Origin of the sequence: Novosphingobium endophyticum (genome assembly GCF_014640675.1) — a bacterium.
Taxonomy (GTDB): domain Bacteria; phylum Pseudomonadota; class Alphaproteobacteria; order Sphingomonadales; family Sphingomonadaceae; genus Novosphingobium; species Novosphingobium endophyticum.
Map to the genome: position 1 here is coordinate 40626 of NZ_BMHK01000012.1, position 17786 is coordinate 58411.

At 65.0% G+C, this 17786-nt stretch carries 17 protein-coding genes; 14 read left to right on the forward strand and 3 right to left on the reverse strand.

Annotated elements, in window-relative coordinates; all coding sequences use genetic code 11:
* Positions 1-29: 29 nt before the first annotated feature.
* The 11 genes from gor (at position 30) to IEX32_RS10480 (ending at position 12775) form a co-directional block, all read left to right on the forward strand.
* On the forward strand, positions 30-1376 hold the full coding sequence (gene gor, locus IEX32_RS10430; RefSeq protein WP_188771188.1) for a glutathione-disulfide reductase: 1347 nt from the start codon (positions 30-32) through the stop codon (positions 1374-1376).
* 263 nt (positions 1377-1639) lie between these two features.
* Positions 1640-3166: an acyl-CoA carboxylase subunit beta gene (locus IEX32_RS10435; protein WP_188771190.1), complete on the forward strand. Its 1527-nt coding sequence runs from the start codon at positions 1640-1642 to the stop codon at positions 3164-3166.
* 26 nt (positions 3167-3192) lie between these two features.
* The gene (gene bktB / locus IEX32_RS10440) at positions 3193-4374 is read left to right on the forward strand and encodes a beta-ketothiolase BktB (RefSeq protein WP_188771192.1); all 1182 of its coding nucleotides are present in this window, start codon (positions 3193-3195) and stop codon (positions 4372-4374) included.
* Between the two features lie 4 nt (positions 4375-4378).
* Positions 4379-4816 carry a methylmalonyl-CoA epimerase gene (gene mce, locus IEX32_RS10445; protein WP_188771194.1) on the forward strand — a complete coding sequence of 146 codons (438 nt, stop codon included), beginning with the start codon at positions 4379-4381 and terminating at the stop codon, positions 4814-4816.
* A 123-nt stretch (positions 4817-4939) separates the two neighbouring features.
* Positions 4940-7087 carry a methylmalonyl-CoA mutase gene (gene scpA / locus IEX32_RS10450; RefSeq protein WP_188771196.1) on the forward strand — a complete coding sequence of 716 codons (2148 nt, stop codon included), beginning with the start codon at positions 4940-4942 and terminating at the stop codon, positions 7085-7087.
* Between the two features lie 24 nt (positions 7088-7111).
* The gene (locus IEX32_RS10455; RefSeq protein WP_188771198.1) at positions 7112-7915 is read left to right on the forward strand and encodes a heme-dependent oxidative N-demethylase subunit alpha family protein; all 804 of its coding nucleotides are present in this window, start codon (positions 7112-7114) and stop codon (positions 7913-7915) included.
* A 7-nt stretch (positions 7916-7922) separates the two neighbouring features.
* Positions 7923-8966 (forward strand): biotin synthase BioB, encoded by a 1044-nt coding sequence (gene bioB / locus IEX32_RS10460; RefSeq protein ID WP_188771200.1) that lies wholly within the window; start codon positions 7923-7925, stop codon positions 8964-8966.
* A 267-nt stretch (positions 8967-9233) separates the two neighbouring features.
* Positions 9234-9584, forward strand: coding sequence for a hypothetical protein (locus IEX32_RS10465; protein ID WP_188771202.1), 351 nt, complete (start codon positions 9234-9236; stop codon positions 9582-9584).
* A 12-nt stretch (positions 9585-9596) separates the two neighbouring features.
* On the forward strand, positions 9597-11618 hold the full coding sequence (locus IEX32_RS10470) for an acetyl-CoA carboxylase biotin carboxylase subunit (protein WP_188771204.1): 2022 nt from the start codon (positions 9597-9599) through the stop codon (positions 11616-11618).
* A gap of 3 nt (positions 11619-11621) precedes the next feature.
* On the forward strand, positions 11622-11993 hold the full coding sequence (locus IEX32_RS10475) for a tRNA-binding protein (RefSeq protein WP_188771206.1): 372 nt from the start codon (positions 11622-11624) through the stop codon (positions 11991-11993).
* Positions 11993-12775, forward strand: a complete 783-nt coding sequence (locus IEX32_RS10480; protein ID WP_188771208.1) for a thioesterase family protein — start codon at positions 11993-11995, stop codon at positions 12773-12775. The genes IEX32_RS10475 and IEX32_RS10480 overlap by 1 nt, the downstream gene beginning before the upstream one ends.
* Positions 12776-12835: 60 nt before the next feature.
* Here IEX32_RS10480 and IEX32_RS10485 read toward each other — a convergent pair whose 3' ends face one another.
* The 3 genes from IEX32_RS10485 to IEX32_RS10495 form a co-directional block, all read right to left on the reverse strand.
* Positions 12836-13021 carry a DUF3008 family protein gene (locus IEX32_RS10485; protein ID WP_188771209.1) on the reverse strand — a complete coding sequence of 62 codons (186 nt, stop codon included), beginning with the start codon at positions 13019-13021 and terminating at the stop codon, positions 12836-12838.
* A gap of 119 nt (positions 13022-13140) precedes the next feature.
* The gene (gene aroB, locus IEX32_RS10490; RefSeq protein ID WP_188771210.1) at positions 13141-14256 is read right to left on the reverse strand and encodes a 3-dehydroquinate synthase; all 1116 of its coding nucleotides are present in this window, start codon (positions 14254-14256) and stop codon (positions 13141-13143) included.
* The gene (locus tag IEX32_RS10495) at positions 14247-14822 is read right to left on the reverse strand and encodes a shikimate kinase (protein WP_188771212.1); all 576 of its coding nucleotides are present in this window, start codon (positions 14820-14822) and stop codon (positions 14247-14249) included. The genes aroB and IEX32_RS10495 overlap by 10 nt, the downstream gene beginning before the upstream one ends.
* Before the next feature lie 59 nt (positions 14823-14881).
* On the opposite strand from IEX32_RS10495, the gene IEX32_RS10500 reads away from it, so the two are divergent.
* From IEX32_RS10500 to IEX32_RS10510, 3 genes are read left to right on the forward strand one after another with little or no spacing between them, the layout of a single operon-like run.
* The gene (locus IEX32_RS10500) at positions 14882-15028 is read left to right on the forward strand and encodes a hypothetical protein (protein ID WP_188771214.1); all 147 of its coding nucleotides are present in this window, start codon (positions 14882-14884) and stop codon (positions 15026-15028) included.
* Positions 15025-16881, forward strand: coding sequence for a hypothetical protein (locus tag IEX32_RS10505; protein WP_188771216.1), 1857 nt, complete (start codon positions 15025-15027; stop codon positions 16879-16881). Before IEX32_RS10500 ends, IEX32_RS10505 begins: the two co-directional genes overlap by 4 nt.
* A 9-nt stretch (positions 16882-16890) precedes the next feature.
* Positions 16891-17778, forward strand: a complete 888-nt coding sequence (locus IEX32_RS10510) for a tyrosine recombinase (RefSeq protein ID WP_188771218.1) — start codon at positions 16891-16893, stop codon at positions 17776-17778.
* Positions 17779-17786 lie beyond the last annotated feature (8 nt).

Below are 17786 nucleotides of genomic sequence, written 5' to 3' on the forward strand. Positions count from 1 at the left end.
TCACCTGTGGCGCCGACCGGGAGACGTGCATGTCCGAATACGATTACGACCTTTTCACGATCGGTGCCGGTTCGGGCGGCGTTCGCGCCAGCCGGGTGGCTGCCGCGCATGGCGCGCGCGTTGCCGTGGCCGAGGAGCACAGAGTCGGCGGCACATGCGTGATACGGGGCTGCGTGCCCAAGAAGATGCTCGTCTACGGCGCGCACTTCGCCGAGGATCTCGAGGACGCGAAGCACTTCGGCTGGGATATCCCCGAATGCACCTTCGACTGGGTGAAGCTGCGCGACAATGTCCTGAGCGATGTCGACAGGCTCAACGGACTCTACACCCAGACGCTCGAGAACCATGAAGTCGAGATATTCCATGAACGCGCCAGGATCACCGGGCCGCACGAGGTCACCCTGTCGAGCGGCGAGAGGAAGACGGCGAGGATCATTCTCGTCGCCACCGGGGCCCGCCCGCATGTGCCCGATTGCCCCGGTCACGACCTGGGCATCACTTCGAATGAGGCGTTTCATCTCGATGCCATTCCGAAACGCATCCTGATCGCCGGCGCGGGCTATATTGCCAATGAATTCGCCGGTATCTTCAACGAGTTCGGGGCCAGAGTCACGCTGATCAACCGATCCGACCAGCTCCTGCGAAGCTATGACGAAAGCCTGCGCGACCGGCTGCTGCAGATTTCGATGTTCAAGGGCATCGACTTCCGTTTCAACGCCGATTTCCGCAAGATCGAGAAGAACGCGGACGGTTCTCTCACGGTCCACATGTCCAACCACGATCCGCTCGAAGTCGACTGCGTGATGTTCGCCACCGGCCGGGTGCCGAACATCGAGGGGCTTGGCCTCGAGGATGCCGGCGTCGAGATCGACGAGAAGGGCGCGATCAGCGTCGACGAATATTCGAAGACCAGCGTCGATCACGTCTATGCTGTGGGCGATGTCACCAACCGGGTCCAGCTTACCCCCGTGGCGATCCGCGAGGGGCAGGCGTTCGCCGATACAGTCTTCGGCGGAAAGCCGACGACGATCGACTACAACTGCATTCCCTCGGCCGTGTTCAGCCACCCGCCGATCGCGGCCGTGGGCATGACGGAGGCGCAGGCACGCAACGAACTCGGCGCGGTCAAGGTCTATACCAGCGATTTCCGGCCGATGAAGAACGTCGTCGCGCACCGCAACGAACGCGCGCTGTACAAGATGGTTTGCGAAGCGGACACGGATCGTGTCGTGGGCATCCACATGATCGGACCCGACGCGCCGGAAATCATGCAGGCGGCGGCGGTTGCGGTGAAGGCGAGGCTGACCAAAGCGGACTTCGACGCGACGGTCGCGATTCACCCGACGATGTCGGAGGAACTCGTGCTGCTCAAGTGAGGGGCGCGGTTTCGCCATTCTGATGCTGGCCGTTGCGGTTAGCGTTGTCGCGGTGATCGATCGCCCTTATGACAAAGGCCGGATTTCGTGCTTTCCGGCGCGATTCCGGGTTAGAACTTCGCGTGGGCTGCGAAGGGAAATCGGCGGCTTTCCTCAACAGAACTGGTTTAACCGCACGATTAAACCTATTGACCTGAGCGGAACAACCTGCCTTAGGCACGGTCACGAAAACGCACGAAACCTCCTCGGATAAGGGAAGCTGAATGTCCGCAAACATCGCCGAAATGGAGAAGCGCCGCGCCGCCGCCAGGATGGGTGGGGGCCAGAAGCGTATCGACGCTCAGCACGCGAAGGGCAAGCTGACCGCGCGTGAGCGGCTCGAAGTGCTGCTCGATGAAGGCAGCTTCGAGGAACTCGATCTCTACGTCGAGCATGACTGTATCGACTTCGGTATGCCGGATCAGAGAATCCCGGGCGACGGTGTCGTCACCGGCTCGGGCACGATCAATGGCCGGCTCGTCTTTGTCTATAGCCAGGATTTCACTGTGTTTGGCGGCTCGCTCTCGAACCGCCACGCGCAGAAAATCTGCAAGGTGCTCGACAACGCGATGAAGGTCGGTGCCCCGGTGATCGGTCTCAACGATTCCGGCGGCGCGCGCATCCAGGAAGGCGTCGCTTCGCTGGCGGGTTACGCCGAAGTGTTCCAGCGCAATGTCATGGCCTCGGGCGTGGTTCCGCAGATCTCGATGATCATGGGGCCTTGCGCGGGCGGTGCGGTCTATTCGCCGGCGATGACCGACTTCATCTTCATGGTGAAGGACAGCTCCTACATGTTCGTGACCGGCCCGGACGTGGTGAAAACCGTCACCAACGAGGTTGTCACGCAAGAGGAACTGGGCGGCGCGATCACCCATTCGACCAAGACCTCGGTTTCCGACCTTGCGCTGGAAAACGACGTGGAGGCGCTGCTCGCCGCGCGCGATTTCTTTGACTACCTGCCGCTTTCCAACCGCGAGGATGTGCCCGAGCGTCCCTGTCCCGATCCGTGGGACCGCCTGGAGCCGAGCCTCGACACCATCGTCCCGCCCAACGCCAACCAGCCCTATGACATGCACGAAGTCATCAGGAAGACGGTGGACGAAGGCGAATTTTTCGAAATCCAGCCGACCCACGCGGCGAACATCATCTGCGGTTTCGGGCGTGTCGAGGGCAAGACGGTGGGCGTTGTCGCCAATCAGCCGATGGTGCTGGCCGGCGTGCTCGACATCAACTCGTCCAAGAAGGCCGCGCGTTTCGTGCGCTTCTGCGATGCCTTCAACATCCCGATCCTGACTCTTGTCGACGTTCCGGGTTTCCTTCCCGGCACCGATCAGGAACACAACGGCATCATCAAGCACGGCGCCAAACTGCTCTTCGCCTATGCCGAGGCGACTGTGCCGAAGATTACCGTCATCACCCGCAAGGCCTATGGCGGCGCCTACGACGTCATGAGCTCCAAGCACCTGCGCGGCGACCTCAACTACGCCTGGCCGACCGCCGAGATCGCGGTGATGGGTGCCAAGGGCGCGGTGGAAATCATCTTCCGCGGCCGCGATGCCGAGGGCATGGCCGCCGCCACCAAGGAATATGAAGACCGCTTCGCCAATCCGTTCGTGGCCGCCAGCCGGGGTTATATCGACGAAGTGATCTACCCGCATTCGACCCGCCGCCGCATCGCCCTGGGCCTCCGCAAGCTGCGCACGAAGCAGCAGGAGAACCCCTGGAAAAAGCACGACAACATTCCATTGTGAGCAAAGCTGCGCACAGGAGGAGCATCATGGAAGACATCTACATCGTCAGCGGCGTGCGCACGGCGGTCGGCGATTTCGGCGGTTCGCTGAAGTCGTTCATGCCGTCGGACCTCGGCGGCAAGGTTGCGGCCGAAGCGCTCAAGCGCGCGGGCGTGGAGCCCGAAGCGGTCGAGCACGTGGTGATCGGCCAGGTCATGCCGACCAGCGCGCGTGACGAGATGCTGTCCCGCGTTATCGGCATCAATGCCGGCGTTCCGCTATCCACTCCGGCGCTGACGCTCAACCGCCTTTGCGGATCGGGCGTGCAGGCGATAGTTTCGGCCGCGCAGATGATGAAGCTGGGCGAGGCGACGATCACGCTGGCCGGCGGCGCGGAGTCCATGAGCAACGTGCCCTATCACGACCATGGCGTGCGCTGGGGCAGGAAAATGGGGGCGAACACGCAGGAAGACGCCCTGACGCTCGGTCTGTCGGATGCCATCGGTGAATACCACATGGGCATCACGGCCGAGAACGTCGCCGAGCGCCATCAGGTAACACGTCAGGACATGGACTCGCTGGCGGCCACCAGCCACCAGCGCGCGGCGCGCGCCATCGCGGAAGGACGCTTCAAGGAGCAGATCCTTCCTGTCGAGATCAAGACCCGCAAGGGCGTGACCGTGTTCGACACCGACGAGCATGTGCGCGCCGACACGACCGCCGAGACGTTGGCGGCCATGCGCCCGGCCTTCAAGAAGGATGGCGCGGTCACCGCCGGCAATGCTTCGGGCATCAACGATGGTGCCGCCGCCGTTGTCCTCGCGACCGGCAGCGAAGTCGAGAAACGCGGCCTCAAGCCGATGGCCAGGATCGTCGCTTGGGGTCACGCCGGCGTCGAGCCCGAATATATGGGTGAAGGCCCGATCAAGGCGGTTCCCATCGCGCTGGAGCGCGCCGGTCTTTCGCTCGGCCAGATGGACGTGATCGAGAGCAACGAGGCTTTCGCCGCTCAGGCGGCCGCCTGCGCTAAGGTGCTCGGCTTTGATCCGGAGAAGGTGAACCCCAACGGTTCGGGCGTTTCCATCGGTCACCCCGTTGGCGCCACGGGCTGCATGCTGACCATCAAGTGCATGTACGAGCTGAAGCGCATCGGCGGCAGGTACGGCCTCATCACCATGTGCATCGGCGGCGGCCAGGGCATCGCCATGGTCATCGAGAACGTGGAGTAAGCGTATGAAACTCGGCCGCATGAATCACATCGGCGTTGCGACGCCCGATCTCGACGCCTCGATTGCGTTCTATCGCGATGTGATGGGCGCGACCGACATCACCGAGCCTTTCGTGCTCGAAAGCCAGCAGGTCCGCGTGTGCTTCGTCAATACGCCGGGCGAGGACGGCACTGCGGGCACCCAGGTCGAACTGCTCCAGCCCACGCAGGCGGATTCGGCCGTTGGCAAGTGGTTGGAGAAGAACCCGCTCGGGGGGCAGCACCACATCTGCTATGAAGTGCCCGACATCCACGAGGCCAAGAAGTGGTTCGAAAGCCTCGGCAAGCGGGTGCTGGGTGAGCCGCGCATCGGCGCGCACGGCACGCTCATTTTCTTCGTCCACCCGAAGGACATGGGCGGGCAGCTCACCGAGATCATGGAGACGCCGAAGGGCGACCACTGAGTTTGGTTTCTCCGTCATCCTGAACTTGTTTCAGGATCCACTGTGCCTCTCGGCACGGACGGAGCAGGATGAGAAATGGATGCTGAAACAAGTTCAGCATGACGAAGCGGCAAGGGTAGTGCGATGAGCGACAAACCGACCATCAACGACTGGAAGGCAGCGGCGGACAAGGAGGTCAAGGGCAAGGACCTCACCTGGCACACGCCCGAGGGGATCGCCGTCAAGCCGCTCTACACTGCCGAGGACGTGAAGGCCGATCCCGGCCTGCCGGGCTTCGCCCCCTTCACGCGCGGCGTACGCGCCTCGATGTACGCGGGTCGTCCCTGGACCGTCCGCCAGTACGCCGGTTTCTCCACCGCCGAAGAGTCCAACGCCTTCTACCGCCGCAACCTCGCCGCCGGCCAGAAGGGCCTTTCCGTCGCCTTCGACCTGGCCACCCATCGCGGATACGACAGCGACCATCCGCGCGTGGTGGGTGACGTCGGCATGGCGGGCGTCGCCATCGACAGCGTCGAGGACATGAAGATCCTCTTCGACGGCATTCCGCTCGACAAGATGAGTGTGTCGATGACGATGAACGGCGCGGTGATCCCCGTGCTCGCTTTCTTCATCGTCGCGGGTCAGGAACAGGGCGTACCGACCGAGCAGCTCGACGGGACCATCCAGAACGACATCCTCAAGGAGTTCATGGTCCGCAACACCTATATCTACCCGCCCGAACCCTCGATGCGGATCATTTCGGACATCTTCGCATATACCTCGGCCAACATGCCGAAATTCAACAGCATTTCCATCTCCGGCTATCACATGCAGGAAGCCGGCGCGACGCAGGTGCAGGAACTGGCCTTCACCATCGCAGACGGCATGGAATACGTGAAATACGGCGTTGCCAGCGGCCTCGATATCGACAAGTTCGCCGGGCGCCTCAGCTTCTTCTTCGCCATCGGCATGAACTTCTTCATGGAGATCGCCAAGCTGCGCGCCGCGCGCACGCTGTGGCACCGCGCCATGACGCAGCTCGGCGCCCAGTCGGAGCGTTCGAAGATGCTGCGTACCCACTGTCAGACCTCGGGCGTCAGCTTGCAGGAGCAGGACCCCTACAACAACGTCATGCGCACCACGATCGAGGCGATGGCGGCGATGCTGGGCGGCACCCAGTCGCTGCATACCAATGCTCTCGACGAGGCGATCGCGCTGCCCACCGATTTCTCCGCCCGCATCGCGCGCAACACGCAGATCGTGATCCAGGAAGAGACCGGCATGTGCAATGTCGTCGATCCGCTGGGCGGCTCCTACTACATTGAGGCGCTGACGCAGGAACTGGTCGACAAGGCCTGGGAAATCATCGAGCGCGTCGAGCGCGAGGGCGGCATGGCCAAGGCGGTCGCCGCCGGCTGGCCCAAGGCGATGATCGAGGAAGCCGCCGCCGCCCGTCAGGCCCGTGTCGACCGGGGCGAGGACGTGATCGTCGGCGTCAACAAGTACCGCCGCGATCAGGAAGACCATCTCGAGACGCTCGAGGTCGATAACCACAAGGTGCGCGAAGGCCAGATCGCCCGTCTCAAGCAGGTCCGCTCTACGCGCGACGAGGCTGCATGTCAGGCCGCGCTCAAGGCGCTGACCGAAGGCGCGAAGGGCAAGGGCAACCTGCTCGAACTCGCCGTGGAAGCCGCGCGTCACCGCGCCACGCTGGGCGAGATTTCCAGTGCCATGGAAGTCGCGTTCGACCGCTACGGAACCGTTCCGACGCCGGTCAAGGGTGTCTATGGTTCAGCCTATGCCGGCGATGGCCGCTATCAGCAGGTGCTTGACGGGGTCGACGCGGTAACCCGCCGCCTCGGCCGCAAGCCCAAGGTGCTTATCGCCAAGATGGGCCAGGACGGGCATGATCGCGGCGCCAACGTGATCGCCTCGGCCTTTACCGACATGGGCTTCGAGGTCGTCTCCGGTCCGCTCTTCCAGACACCGGAGGAAGCCTGCCAGATGGCGCTGGAGAACAACGTCGACGCGGTAGGCGCAAGCTCGCTCGCTGCCGGGCACAAGACGCTGATCCCCGAGTTGATCGGCCATCTCAAGAATGCGGGGCGCGCCGATATCAAGGTTGTCGCCGGCGGAGTGATCCCGCCGCAGGACTATGACTTCCTCAAGAAAGCGGGCGTTCAGGGCATCTACGGCCCGGGTTCGAACGTGGTCGAATGCGCGGCCGACATGCTGCGTCTGCTCGGCCACAACATGCCGCCCCTCGGCAGCGAACTCCAGGCGGCCGAGTAGGCAGGGCAGGGGGCGAACCGCACGATGTCACTGGGCTTTTCGGTGGAGGATCTGCTTCCGAGCGCACGGGTTTCCGGCCCGCTGCGCATGGGGCTGGTCAAGCTCGCCGAGAGCGAGTGGCTCGATCCACACCCCGATCTTGCAGCGCGCAAGGCGGGATTCGATGCCCATCCCGAAAGCGTCATGGTCCTGCCGGAAGCCGAGGCCGGAATTGCCGAACTGGCGCGCCTGCTCGGCGTTGAGGGCGGGCTGGAAGCCTGCGCGCGTTCGGTATGGGAAGACCTGTGCGTCATGGTGCAGGACGCGCCGGGAGAGCCGTTCCGCCTCGGTGCGGCGGCGGTGGCGTTTCCCACCGACTGGCGCCTTGCCGAGAAGATCGGGCGCCCGCTCCATCAGGTCCACGAGCCGATCCACGGCTATGCCGAGCAGCTTTCCTCGGGCGTAGACAGGTTCATGGACGGGCTTCAGTCCTTCAACATCTTTGGCCGCACCAATGCCTTTGTCGTGGCGTCCGACGCGCTGCGCTACACCCCCGGACTGCCGCCCGCCGGCCGGTTTGCCCATGTGACGGCCGAGAACGCCGGCGAAACGCTGTTCGTGCGCTGCGAGCGCGAGGCGCTGCGCCGCCTGCCGAAATCGCGCGCAATCGTCTTCACCATCGGGATTTACCGCGCGCCGCTCGGCGCCCTGAGCGACGCGGCAGTGGCGCGGATCGCACAGTCTGTGGAAGGTTTCGACGAGGGAGAACTGGAACGCCGGGCCGGACCGCACTATGCAGCGGCACTGACGGGCTACGCCGCGCAGCGCGCGCGGGCCAAGGCCGCCTGAGGAATACATGATGACCCAAGCCCCCCGCACCGACTGGACCCGCGAGGAAATCGCCGCGCTGTTCGACCTGCCGTTTACAGAGCTGGTCTTTCGCGCGGCCGAGGTCCACCGCGCCAACCATCCGGCGAACGAAGTGCAGCTTTCGACGCTGCTTTCGATCAAGACCGGCGGGTGCCAGGAGGATTGCGGCTACTGCTCGCAGTCGGTGAAGGCAAACAGCGGCGTCAAGGCGACCAAGCTGCTGGGTGTGCAGGCCGTGCTCCAGCGCGCCGCGCAGGCCGCCGATCAGGGCTCGACCCGCTTCTGCATGGGCGCGGCCTGGCGCAACCCCAAGGACCGCGACATGCCCGCCATCATCGAGATGGTGAAGGGCGTGCGGGCGATGGGCATGGAAACCTGCATGACGCTTGGGATGCTGACGCCGGAGCAGGCGGATATGCTGAGCGAAGCGGGGCTGGATTACTACAACCACAACATCGACACCTCGCCAGAGCGCTATGATCAGGTCATCACCACGCGCACGATGGAAGACCGGCTCGACACGCTCTCCAACGTGCGCATGGCCGGGATCAACGTCTGCTCGGGCGGCATCGTCGGCATGGGCGAGACGCGCGAGGACCGGGTGGGCTTCATCCACACGCTGGCGACGCTGCCCGATCATCCGCAGTCTGTGCCGGTCAACGCGCTGGTGCCGGTCAAGGGCACGGTGCTGGGCGACATGCTGGCCGACACCCCGCTCGCCAAGATCGACGATGTGGAATTCGTGCGCACCGTGGCGGTTGCGCGGATCACCATGCCGCTCTCGATGGTGCGCCTCTCGGCGGGTCGCGAGTCCATGTCCGAGATGACGCAGGCGATGTGCTTCCTGGCCGGAGCGAACTCGATCTTCACCGGCGACAAGCTGCTGACCGCGCCCAATGCGGGCGACGACACCGATGCGGCCATGTTCGCGCGGCTTGGTCTGAAGGCGATGGCTATTTCGCAAACGCGGGCTGAGATCGATGCGCAGCGCATGCCGAAGGGCTGCGCGAAGCTGGAGGCGGCGGAGTGAGAATGCACCGTTCCCTCGCCCGATCTCGTCATCCCCGCGAAGGCGAGGGTCCCGCTGCCTTGTGCGCCGTCGCCCAAAAGCGGGACCCCCGCCTTCGCGGGGGCGACGATGAAGGAGAGGGCGGGCATTGATGGCACACCGTCCCGCTCCCCAAGCCCGTCATGCTGAACTTGTTTCAGCATCCATTTCTCGCCACAGACCGTCGGTCTGTGTGGCGCGATGGCCCCTGAACCAAGTTCAGGGTGACGATGAAGTGGAGCTGGAACAATGAGGTGGATGTTGCCCGTAGCGGCGTTTCTGGGCTCATCAATACCAGCCGGTGCCTGCATTCCCCCAACGATGGACGTTGTCAATCGCATTAGCAGTGTGATCGTGGAAGGCGAGTTCGTCATTTCCGACGGAGGCGCTGGCGCGGGGTACATCGTTCCCAAACGTGTGAAGAAAGGCAAGCGACTTACACGCTACGAAGTCCGTTGGGATCCTCATGAAGAGGAGAAGCTTCAATCCCACGAGATTGATTGCATGGTGAGTATTCCTGAGTCAGGAACGTCAGAAATTTTCTACTTGTTCCGCAATTCCAATAAAATGTTCAATATAATTGGTCGAGCCGGTCGTTAGGAACTGAAATCAATGTTCAAGAAAATCCTCATCGCAAACCGGGGCGAGATCGCCTGCCGCGTCATCAAGACCGCGCGCCGGATGGGTATCCAGACGGTGGCCGTCTATTCGGATGCCGATGCGCGCGCGCCGTTTGTGCAGATGGCCGACGAGGCGGTCCACATTGGCCCGGCGCCGGCCGCGCAAAGCTACCTGATCGCCGACAAGATCATCGAGGCCTGCAAGCAGACCGGCGCCGAGGCGGTGCATCCCGGTTACGGCTTCCTCTCCGAGCGCACCTCGTTCGCCGAGGCGCTGGCCGCAGAGGGCATCGAGTTCATCGGCCCTCCCGTGAACGCAATCGCCGCGATGGGTGACAAGATCGAGTCCAAGAAGCTCGCCAAGGAAGCCGGCGTCAACGTCGTGCCGGGCTTTGTGGGCGAGATCGAAAGCACCGATCATGCGGTGCAGATCGCCGACGAGATCGGCTATCCGGTGATGATGAAGGCCTCGGCCGGCGGCGGCGGCAAGGGCATGCGCCTGGCCTATTCCGAGAAGGACGTGCGCGAGGGCTTCGAGAGCGTGAAGCGCGAGGGCCTCAACTCCTTCGGCGACGACCGCGTCTTCATCGAGAAGTTCATCCTCAACCCGCGGCACATCGAGATCCAGATCCTCGGCGACAAGCACGGCAACATCCTCTACCTGAACGAGCGCGAATGCTCGATCCAGCGCCGCCACCAGAAGGTGGTAGAGGAAGCGCCGTCGCCCTTCGTCACCGACAAGATGCGCAAGGCCATGGGCGAGCAGTGCGTCGCCCTGTCGCGCGCGGTGGGTTACTATTCGGCCGGCACCGTCGAGCTGATCGTCTCGGGCGCCGACCCCACGGGCGAGAGCTTCTACTTCCTTGAGATGAACACCCGCCTGCAGGTGGAGCACCCCGTCACCGAATGCATCACTGGCATCGACCTCGTCGAGCAGATGATCCGCGTCGCCGCTGGCGAGGAACTGGCGCTGAAGCAGGAGGACGTGAAGATCGAGGGCTGGGCCATCGAGAACCGCGTCTATGCCGAAGACCCCTATCGCGGCTTCCTGCCCTCGACCGGGCGCCTGACCCGCTATCGCCCGCCGGTGCCGGGCTGGGAGGACGACGGCGAGGCGAACGGTCGCCGGGGCCTCAATGGCATCCGCGTGGACGATGGCGTCTATGAAGGCGGCGAAGTCTCGATGTTCTATGACCCGATGATCGCCAAGCTCATCACCTGGGGCGAGACCCGCGACGAGGCCGCCGACAAGCAGATCGCCGCGCTCGACGCTTTCGAGATCGAGGGCCTTGGCCACAACATCGACTTCGTGAACGCCATCATGCAGCACCCGCGCTTCCGCTCGGGCGAGCTGACCACGGGCTTCATCGCCGAGGAATACCCCGAAGGCTTCACCGGCGCTCCGGCCTCGGACGACCTCAAGACCAAGCTGGCGGCCGTCGCGGCTTTCGTCGCCACCGCGCGTTCGGACCGTTCGCGCCGCGTCTCCGGCCAGCTTGCCGAGCCAACCGATGCGCCGAGCGACTGGAGCGTCACCATCGGGAAGACTCCGTTCCACGTCATCATCGACGAGGAGGAAGTCTCGGTGAACGGCGTGGAGGTCGATCTCGCGGTGGAATACTCGCCCGGCGACCGTTACCTCGAGGCCGAAGTGGATGGTGAGGACATCGGCATCAAGCTCGACGTCACGCGCATGGGCTTCAAGATGACGACCCGCGGCACGATCCACAAGATCGACTGCCTGCCGACCCGCGTCGCCTACCTGTCGCAGCACATGATCGAAAAGGTCCCGCCGGATCTTTCGAAGTTCCTGATCTGCCCGATGCCCGGCCTGCTCGTCGCGCTCCACGTGGGAGAGGGCGACAAGGTCGAAGCCGGCCAGCCGCTCGCCGTGGTCGAGGCGATGAAGATGGAAAACACCTTGCGTGCCGAAAAGGCGGGCGTGGTGAAGTCGTTGAACGCCAAGGCGGGCGAAAGTCTCGCCGTTGATGCGATCATCCTCGAGATGGAGTGAGGCTTGCACCTCGATCATGACCCGGCCGCGCCTGCGGGTGAGACGATCGCGTTTGACGACTTCCTGAAAGTCGACATCCGCGTCGGTACCGTCGTCGCGGCCGAAGTCTATGAGGGCGCGCGCAAACCGAGCTACAGGCTGCGCATCGATTTCGGCCCCGGTATCGGCGAGAGGAAGAGCGTCGGGCAGGTCGCGGCGCTCTATGCCCCCGAAGAACTGATAGGCCGCCAGGTCGCGGCCGTGGTCAATTTTCCGCATCGGCAGATCGGCAAGGCCTTGTCCGAAGTGCTGACGCTGGGTTTTGCCGACGAGGAGGGCAGGGTGGTTCTGTTTCGCCCGGACACGCCGGTCCCGAACGGGACGCGGCTGTTCTGATGCCGGGCTTCGGTCAGGTGCTGGCGAGCGGCGAGACGCTCACGGATGGTCTCGCCGTCGATGTGCCCGAGACCTGGCATCAGGGGCGGACCGCTTATGGCGGGTTCTCCTCGGCTTTGGCCCTTGCAGTCGCGCAGCAGGTGGGGGGCGACCTTCCGCCGCCGCGCTCGGCGCAGCTCGCAATGATCGCACCGCTCCACGGCCGGATCGAGGCGCGCGCGAAAGTCGAACGGGAAGGGCGCAATGCCACCTGGATTTCGGCCGAGATCTCGGGGGAAAAGGGGCTGGGCTTCACGGCCAGCTTCGTCTTCGTGCGGCCGATCGAAAGCGGCCTCGCGATCGACGACCGGCCGCTTCCCGATCATGTCATCCCGCCCGAGGACGGGGTCGCGCTTTCGACCGAGCGCGGCGCGACTTTCCTGCGTCACAATTTCGACGTGCGCTTTGCCTTGCCCAGGACCGAGGAGCGCAGGCCCGAGATTTCCTGGTGGGTCCGCCCGCGCGAGCACGAAGGGCTGGATCCGATGGTCGAACTGCTGCTTTGCGCCGACGCGCTGCCGCCCGGCGTCATGCCGCTGCTCGGACCGACGGTGCCGGTCAGCACGATGCACTGGCAGGTCAATCTTCTGACTACGGCGCCGGAGACCCGCGACGGCTGGTGGCTGCTGCGCTCCACCGGCGACTATGCGCACCACGGCTGTTCCAGCCAGCGCATGGGGCTGTGGAACGCGGAGGGACTGCCGATGCTCGCAGGCATGCAGTCGATCGCGGTGTTCGGCTGATCACGCCGTTTGCGTGTGTTCGCCGGCAATGTAACACCGGGGCGCCGCCGCACCGGAAATTTAGTCGTCCGCGTGCTCCGGCTTGCCCTTGCGTTTCGTGCTGGCCATTTCCTCGAGCTGCTTCTCGGACATCGAATCGACCATTCCGCGCGAAGCGCCTTTCAGGTCGCTCTTTTTGGTATCGCCGCGTTTGGCGGACAGGGCCGCGCCGGCGGCCTTCTGCTGTGTCTTGGATTTGGCAGGCATCGTTCGTCTCCTTCACCTGCAAAATGCCGATCCGGTGCGGTGCGTTCCCGTTCGCGGCACGGTCTGCCGTCGGTACGACACTGCGGGGCGGACCTTCTCTTGCGATGGGGAAAGGGTGGTCAGGCAGGCTCGCGTACGAGTTCCTCGTCGAGGAAGGCGGCGACGTCGTCGAGCGACACCTCCTTGTCCAGATAGGTCTTGCCGATGCCTTTCATCAGCAGGAAAGGCAGGGTGCCGGCATCCATCTTCTTGTCGTGGAGCATGTGCCGCACGAGGTCGGCGCCGTCGCACTCCAGCCGCAGCGCGGCCAGGCTGGCGGGCAGCCCGACTTCTCCGACATGCCGCGCGACGCGCTCGGCGCTGGCTCTTGCCATCAGCCCCTTGCGGGCCGAATAGCGGGCCGCGAGCACCATGCCCAGTGCCACCGCCTCGCCATGCAGCAGGGCGTCGGAAAAGCCGGTCTCGGCTTCCAGCGCGTGGCCGAAGGTATGGCCCAGGTTGAGCAATGCGCGGCGGCCGGTGGTCTCGAACTCGTCCTCGGCGACGATCCGCGCCTTGGCCGCCACCGAGTGGGAGACGGCATATTCGCGCAAGGCACTGTCGCTCGCGATCATCTTCGCGCCGTTGCTTTCGCACCAGGCGAAGAAATCCGCATCGTCGATCAGGCCGTACTTCACGACTTCGGCATAGCCGGCGAGCATTTCACGCGGCGGCAGCGTTTCGAGCGTGGAAAGGTCGGCCAGCACCAGCGCGGGCTGGTGGAAGGCGCCCACGAGGTTCTTGCCGGCGGGCGTGTTGATCGCCGTCTTGCCGCCCACGCTGGAATCGACTTGTGCAAGGAGCGTGGTGGGCACCTGGATGAACCCGCAGCCGCGCTTCAGAATGGCGGCGCAAAAGCCGGTGAGATCGCCGATGACGCCGCCGCCGAGCGCGATGATGTGGTCTCCGCGCTCGACTTCCAGGCCGAGCAGCCAGTTCACGGTAGCGGCGAGTTCGTCCCAGGACTTGGTCTTCTCACCCGGCGGCAGGATGCGCCAGTGCGGCTCATGCCCGTTATCGCGCAGGGACGCTTCGACGACATCGCCCCACGCGGCGTGGACATTGGCGTCGGTGACGATGGGCACCTCGCGCTTGCGCAGGCGGCCACGGCAATGCGGCACGAGTTCGGCCAGCAGGCCCGCGCCAACGCGGACTTCGTACGGGCGACCAGCGATATCTACCGGAATCACAGCCATTGCGAAATCCCCTGAAGCACCTTGTTGATCGTCTGGACGTGCGGGCCGCTGGCGCTCAGGACGTGGATCGGCGCCTGCGAATAGTATGGTCGCCGCTCTTCGCGCAGGCGGCCGAGGATCTCGCGCGGATCGCCTTGTTGTAGCAGCGGGCGGTTGTCCTTGCGGCCGGTCCGCTCGACCAGCGTGTCAATCTCGCTGTCCAGCCAGATGGTGAGAGCCTTGTCGAGAATCAAGGCGCGGGTCTGATCGTTGCAGAAGGCGCCGCCCCCGGTGGCGATCACGCAGCATCCGTCACAATCCTCGATCAGCCTGGCAATCACGCGCCGTTCGCCGTCGCGGAAATAGGTCTCGCCGTAAGTCTCGAAGATTTCGGGGATGGACATCTGCGCGGAGGCTTCGATCTCGTCGTCGGCATCGACGAACGGGCATTCGAGCAGCGATGCCAGCCGCTTGCCGACGCTCGACTTGCCGACTCCCATCATTCCGACGAGCACGATCGGACGATCTATGCGTTTTGCCAGCGCGGCAATCTCCTGGGCGGAGAAGCGGGTCTGTTGAACCTCCATTGCCCCACTGCCTATAGTTGCGCTAGGTCGCAGCGCAAGCATCGGTGAAGGAAGGCGAGTTGACGGTTACAATGGGAAGACGCGCGATCTGGCTAGCCGTCGCCATTCCGATCATAGCGCTGCTGGTCTGGGCCTGGATCGATGCCGGTTACGTCCCGGTGCATGAGATCGTCGAGCCGGTCGCCGTTCCGGAGCTTGCGCAGTGAGAGCGGCGTACCTGCTCGCCGGCGCGTCACTGGCGCTTACCTCGGTCTGGGCCGTGGCCCAGGACGCGCCCGAATCCCTGCTGCCCAAGATGTTCGAGGATCCGGCGCCCGCGCCTGCCCCGACGCCCACCCCCAGGCCGCAGCCGGGGCCGGGAAGCGCCGCGGGCACGCCGCGTTCTGTTTCCTCGCCCGTGGTCCAGGCGCTACCGGGCGGGACAGGGACGGATGCAGAGGCGCGGCAGGAGAGCGATTCGCGGCTTTCGCGCATCCCCTCGCTCGAGGAACTGGCGAGGATGACGCCGGAGGACTTCGAGGAGCTTCTGGGCAGCAAGGTCCAGTTCGACATGCCGCCCGCCGCTCGCCGCTCGATGGAGCGCGTGGGCCTCATCACCGCGTCCGAAGGCGGTCTGCCGGAGGGTTCGCTCGCGGGCCAGAACCCGAGGCTCGTCGAACTCGCGCTCTCGTCGAATCGCGGGACGCTGGTGTCGCGCTGGGGCCATATCCTTCTGCGCCGGGCGCTCATTTCGCGCCTGCAGGCGCCAGCCGGCATGGAGCCGCAGCAGTTCGCCACGCTGCGCATCGGCCTGCTGCTGCGAATGGGCGAGATCGACGCCGCCCGCGCCGTGCTGCAGGACATCGACATCGACAATTATACGCCCACGCTGGCCGATCTTGCCATGCGTACATATGAGCGTACGTCCGATTTCACCGGTCTGTGCCCGGTCCTGGCGACCCACGGCAGCCTGCGCGATGATCCGCAGTGGGATGTGGCCAAGGCCATATGCGAAGCGTTTCGCGGCAACAGCAGTTCGGCGCTTTCCACGCTCGAACGCGACCGTCGGCGCGGCACAATGACGAATGTCGACCTGCTTCTGGCACAGAAGTATGCCGGGGCGGCGGGCAAGACGCGCCGTGCCGTCACGATCGAATGGGACAAGGTGAAGGACATGACGCCCTGGCGCTATGGCCTCGCTCTCGGTGTCGGCCTCGAACCGCCGGCACGATTGATGACAGGTGCCGGGGCGCAGTACGCCTATACCACCGCGCTCGCGCCGATGGTGAGCCTCCAGGACAGGGCAGCAGCCACGGACCGCGCCGGTGCGGCGGGCATCCTGTCGAACGCAGCGATGGTGGACCTCTACGGGCAGATCTATGCGGATACCGGCATTACCGGCGAGTGGCAGGACCGCGCCGAATCGCTGCGCGATGCCTATACGCTGGAAAGCCCCGCTGCCCGACTTGCGGCCATGCAGGCGCTGTGGAATGCCGCGCCCGGCAGCGAGGCGGCCTATTCCCGCCGCGTGCTCACCGCCGCCGCCGCCGCGCGCATGCCGGCCACGGACGAGTTGGCGGACAGTGCGGCTTCGCTGATCTCCTCGATGCTGTCGGCCGGTTATGACGCCAACGCCGCGCGCTGGTCTTCGGTGGTGGAGGACGGCAGCCTTGCCTGGGGTCTGCTTGCCGTGGGCTCGCCGGGGCGGACCCGCTCCGTCGATACCGGCGATCTTGATCGATTCATCGACGATGACGAGAGCGCGAACAAGCGCAAGGCCGCGTTCCTCGTCGCCGGTCTCGCGGGACTCGGGCGTATCGACGAAAACGACGCCTCGCGCTTTTCGAATGATCTTTCACTCAACCTCGGCGGCACGACGCGTTGGACGACGGCGATCGACAGCGCGGCGGAGCGCGGCGACAAGGCAAGCGTGGCCCTGCTCGCCGGCTTTGGCATGCAGGGCACGAACTGGCAGCGCATGACGCCGCGCTACCTGTTCCACATCGTCTCGGCGCTTCGCAGGGTAGGTTTCGATGCCGAGGCGCGCATGATTGCCGCCGAAGCGGTGAGCCGGGCCTGATCCCTGCATATGGCGGGAGAAGACCTCGCCGAGCGTTTTCTGGCGATGCTGGCGGCCGAGCGCGGGGCAGCGGCCAATACGCTTGAGGCCTACCGGCGCGATCTGGCGGCGGCGGGGGACGTTCTGGGCGATCTTGCCGGGGCGGAGGGGCAGGCGCTCGCATCGCTTGGCGAGGCGTGGAGCGGGCTCGCGGCGTCGAGCCTGGCGAGGAGATGCTCCGCGCTGCGCCAGTTCTACGGCTTTCTGGTAGACGAGGGCGTGCGTGAGGACGATCCCTCCGGCTCGCTGCCACGGCCCCGCACCCGCCGGCCCCTGCCGCGCCTGCTGTCGCACGCGGAGGTCGAGCAATTCCTTGCGCTGGCGGAGGAGGAGGCTGCGGCAGAGCGGCCCGATGCGGTGCGTCTGCTGGCGCTCGTCGAACTGCTCTATGGCTCGGGGCTCAGGGCCAGCGAGCTGGTGTCGCTGCCGCTTTCCGCTGTGCCGCGAGACGCGCCGTTCCTGCATGTCACCGGCAAGGGCGGCCAACAGCGCATGGTGCCGGTCAGCACCCGCGCGCGCATCGCGCTCTCGCGCTGGATGGCGGTGCGGCGCGGGCAGCCGAAGTTCCTGTTTCCGTCGAGCGGCGCCAGCGGGCATCTGACGCGGGTGCGGCTGTTCCAGCTCCTGCGCGAACTGGCCCTGCGCGCCGGGCTCGATCCCACGCGCGTATCGCCGCACGTCCTGCGCCACGCCTTCGCCACGCACTTGCTGGAGGGCGGCGCGGACCTACGCGTGTTGCAGATGCTGCTCGGCCATGCTGACATCGCCACGACCCAGATCTACACGCACGTTGACAGCGCGCGGCTGGTCGAACTGGTCAACGCGCGGCACCCACTTTCAGGAACGCGCAAGGCTTGATGAGGGAA

What these genes read in the sequence shown, in the direction of transcription:
- gor (WP_188771188.1), top strand. Translation starts at nt 30, where the DNA reads ATGTCCGAATACGATTACGACCTTTTCACGATCGGTGCCGGTTCGGGC.
- IEX32_RS10435 (WP_188771190.1), top strand. Translation starts at nt 1,640, where the DNA reads ATGTCCGCAAACATCGCCGAAATGGAGAAGCGCCGCGCCGCCGCCAGG.
- bktB (WP_188771192.1), top strand. Translation starts at nt 3,193, where the DNA reads ATGGAAGACATCTACATCGTCAGCGGCGTGCGCACGGCGGTCGGCGAT.
- mce (WP_188771194.1), top strand. Translation starts at nt 4,379, where the DNA reads ATGAAACTCGGCCGCATGAATCACATCGGCGTTGCGACGCCCGATCTC.
- scpA (WP_188771196.1), top strand. Translation starts at nt 4,940, where the DNA reads ATGAGCGACAAACCGACCATCAACGACTGGAAGGCAGCGGCGGACAAG.
- IEX32_RS10455 (WP_188771198.1), top strand. Translation starts at nt 7,112, where the DNA reads ATGTCACTGGGCTTTTCGGTGGAGGATCTGCTTCCGAGCGCACGGGTT.
- bioB (WP_188771200.1), top strand. Translation starts at nt 7,923, where the DNA reads ATGATGACCCAAGCCCCCCGCACCGACTGGACCCGCGAGGAAATCGCC.
- IEX32_RS10465 (WP_188771202.1), top strand. Translation starts at nt 9,234, where the DNA reads ATGAGGTGGATGTTGCCCGTAGCGGCGTTTCTGGGCTCATCAATACCA.
- IEX32_RS10470 (WP_188771204.1), top strand. Translation starts at nt 9,597, where the DNA reads ATGTTCAAGAAAATCCTCATCGCAAACCGGGGCGAGATCGCCTGCCGC.
- IEX32_RS10480 (WP_188771208.1), top strand. Translation starts at nt 11,993, where the DNA reads ATGCCGGGCTTCGGTCAGGTGCTGGCGAGCGGCGAGACGCTCACGGAT.
- IEX32_RS10485 (WP_188771209.1), bottom strand. Translation starts at nt 13,021, where the DNA reads ATGCCTGCCAAATCCAAGACACAGCAGAAGGCCGCCGGCGCGGCCCTG.
- aroB (WP_188771210.1), bottom strand. Translation starts at nt 14,256, where the DNA reads ATGGCTGTGATTCCGGTAGATATCGCTGGTCGCCCGTACGAAGTCCGC.
- IEX32_RS10495 (WP_188771212.1), bottom strand. Translation starts at nt 14,822, where the DNA reads ATGGAGGTTCAACAGACCCGCTTCTCCGCCCAGGAGATTGCCGCGCTG.
- IEX32_RS10510 (WP_188771218.1), top strand. Translation starts at nt 16,891, where the DNA reads ATGGCGGGAGAAGACCTCGCCGAGCGTTTTCTGGCGATGCTGGCGGCC.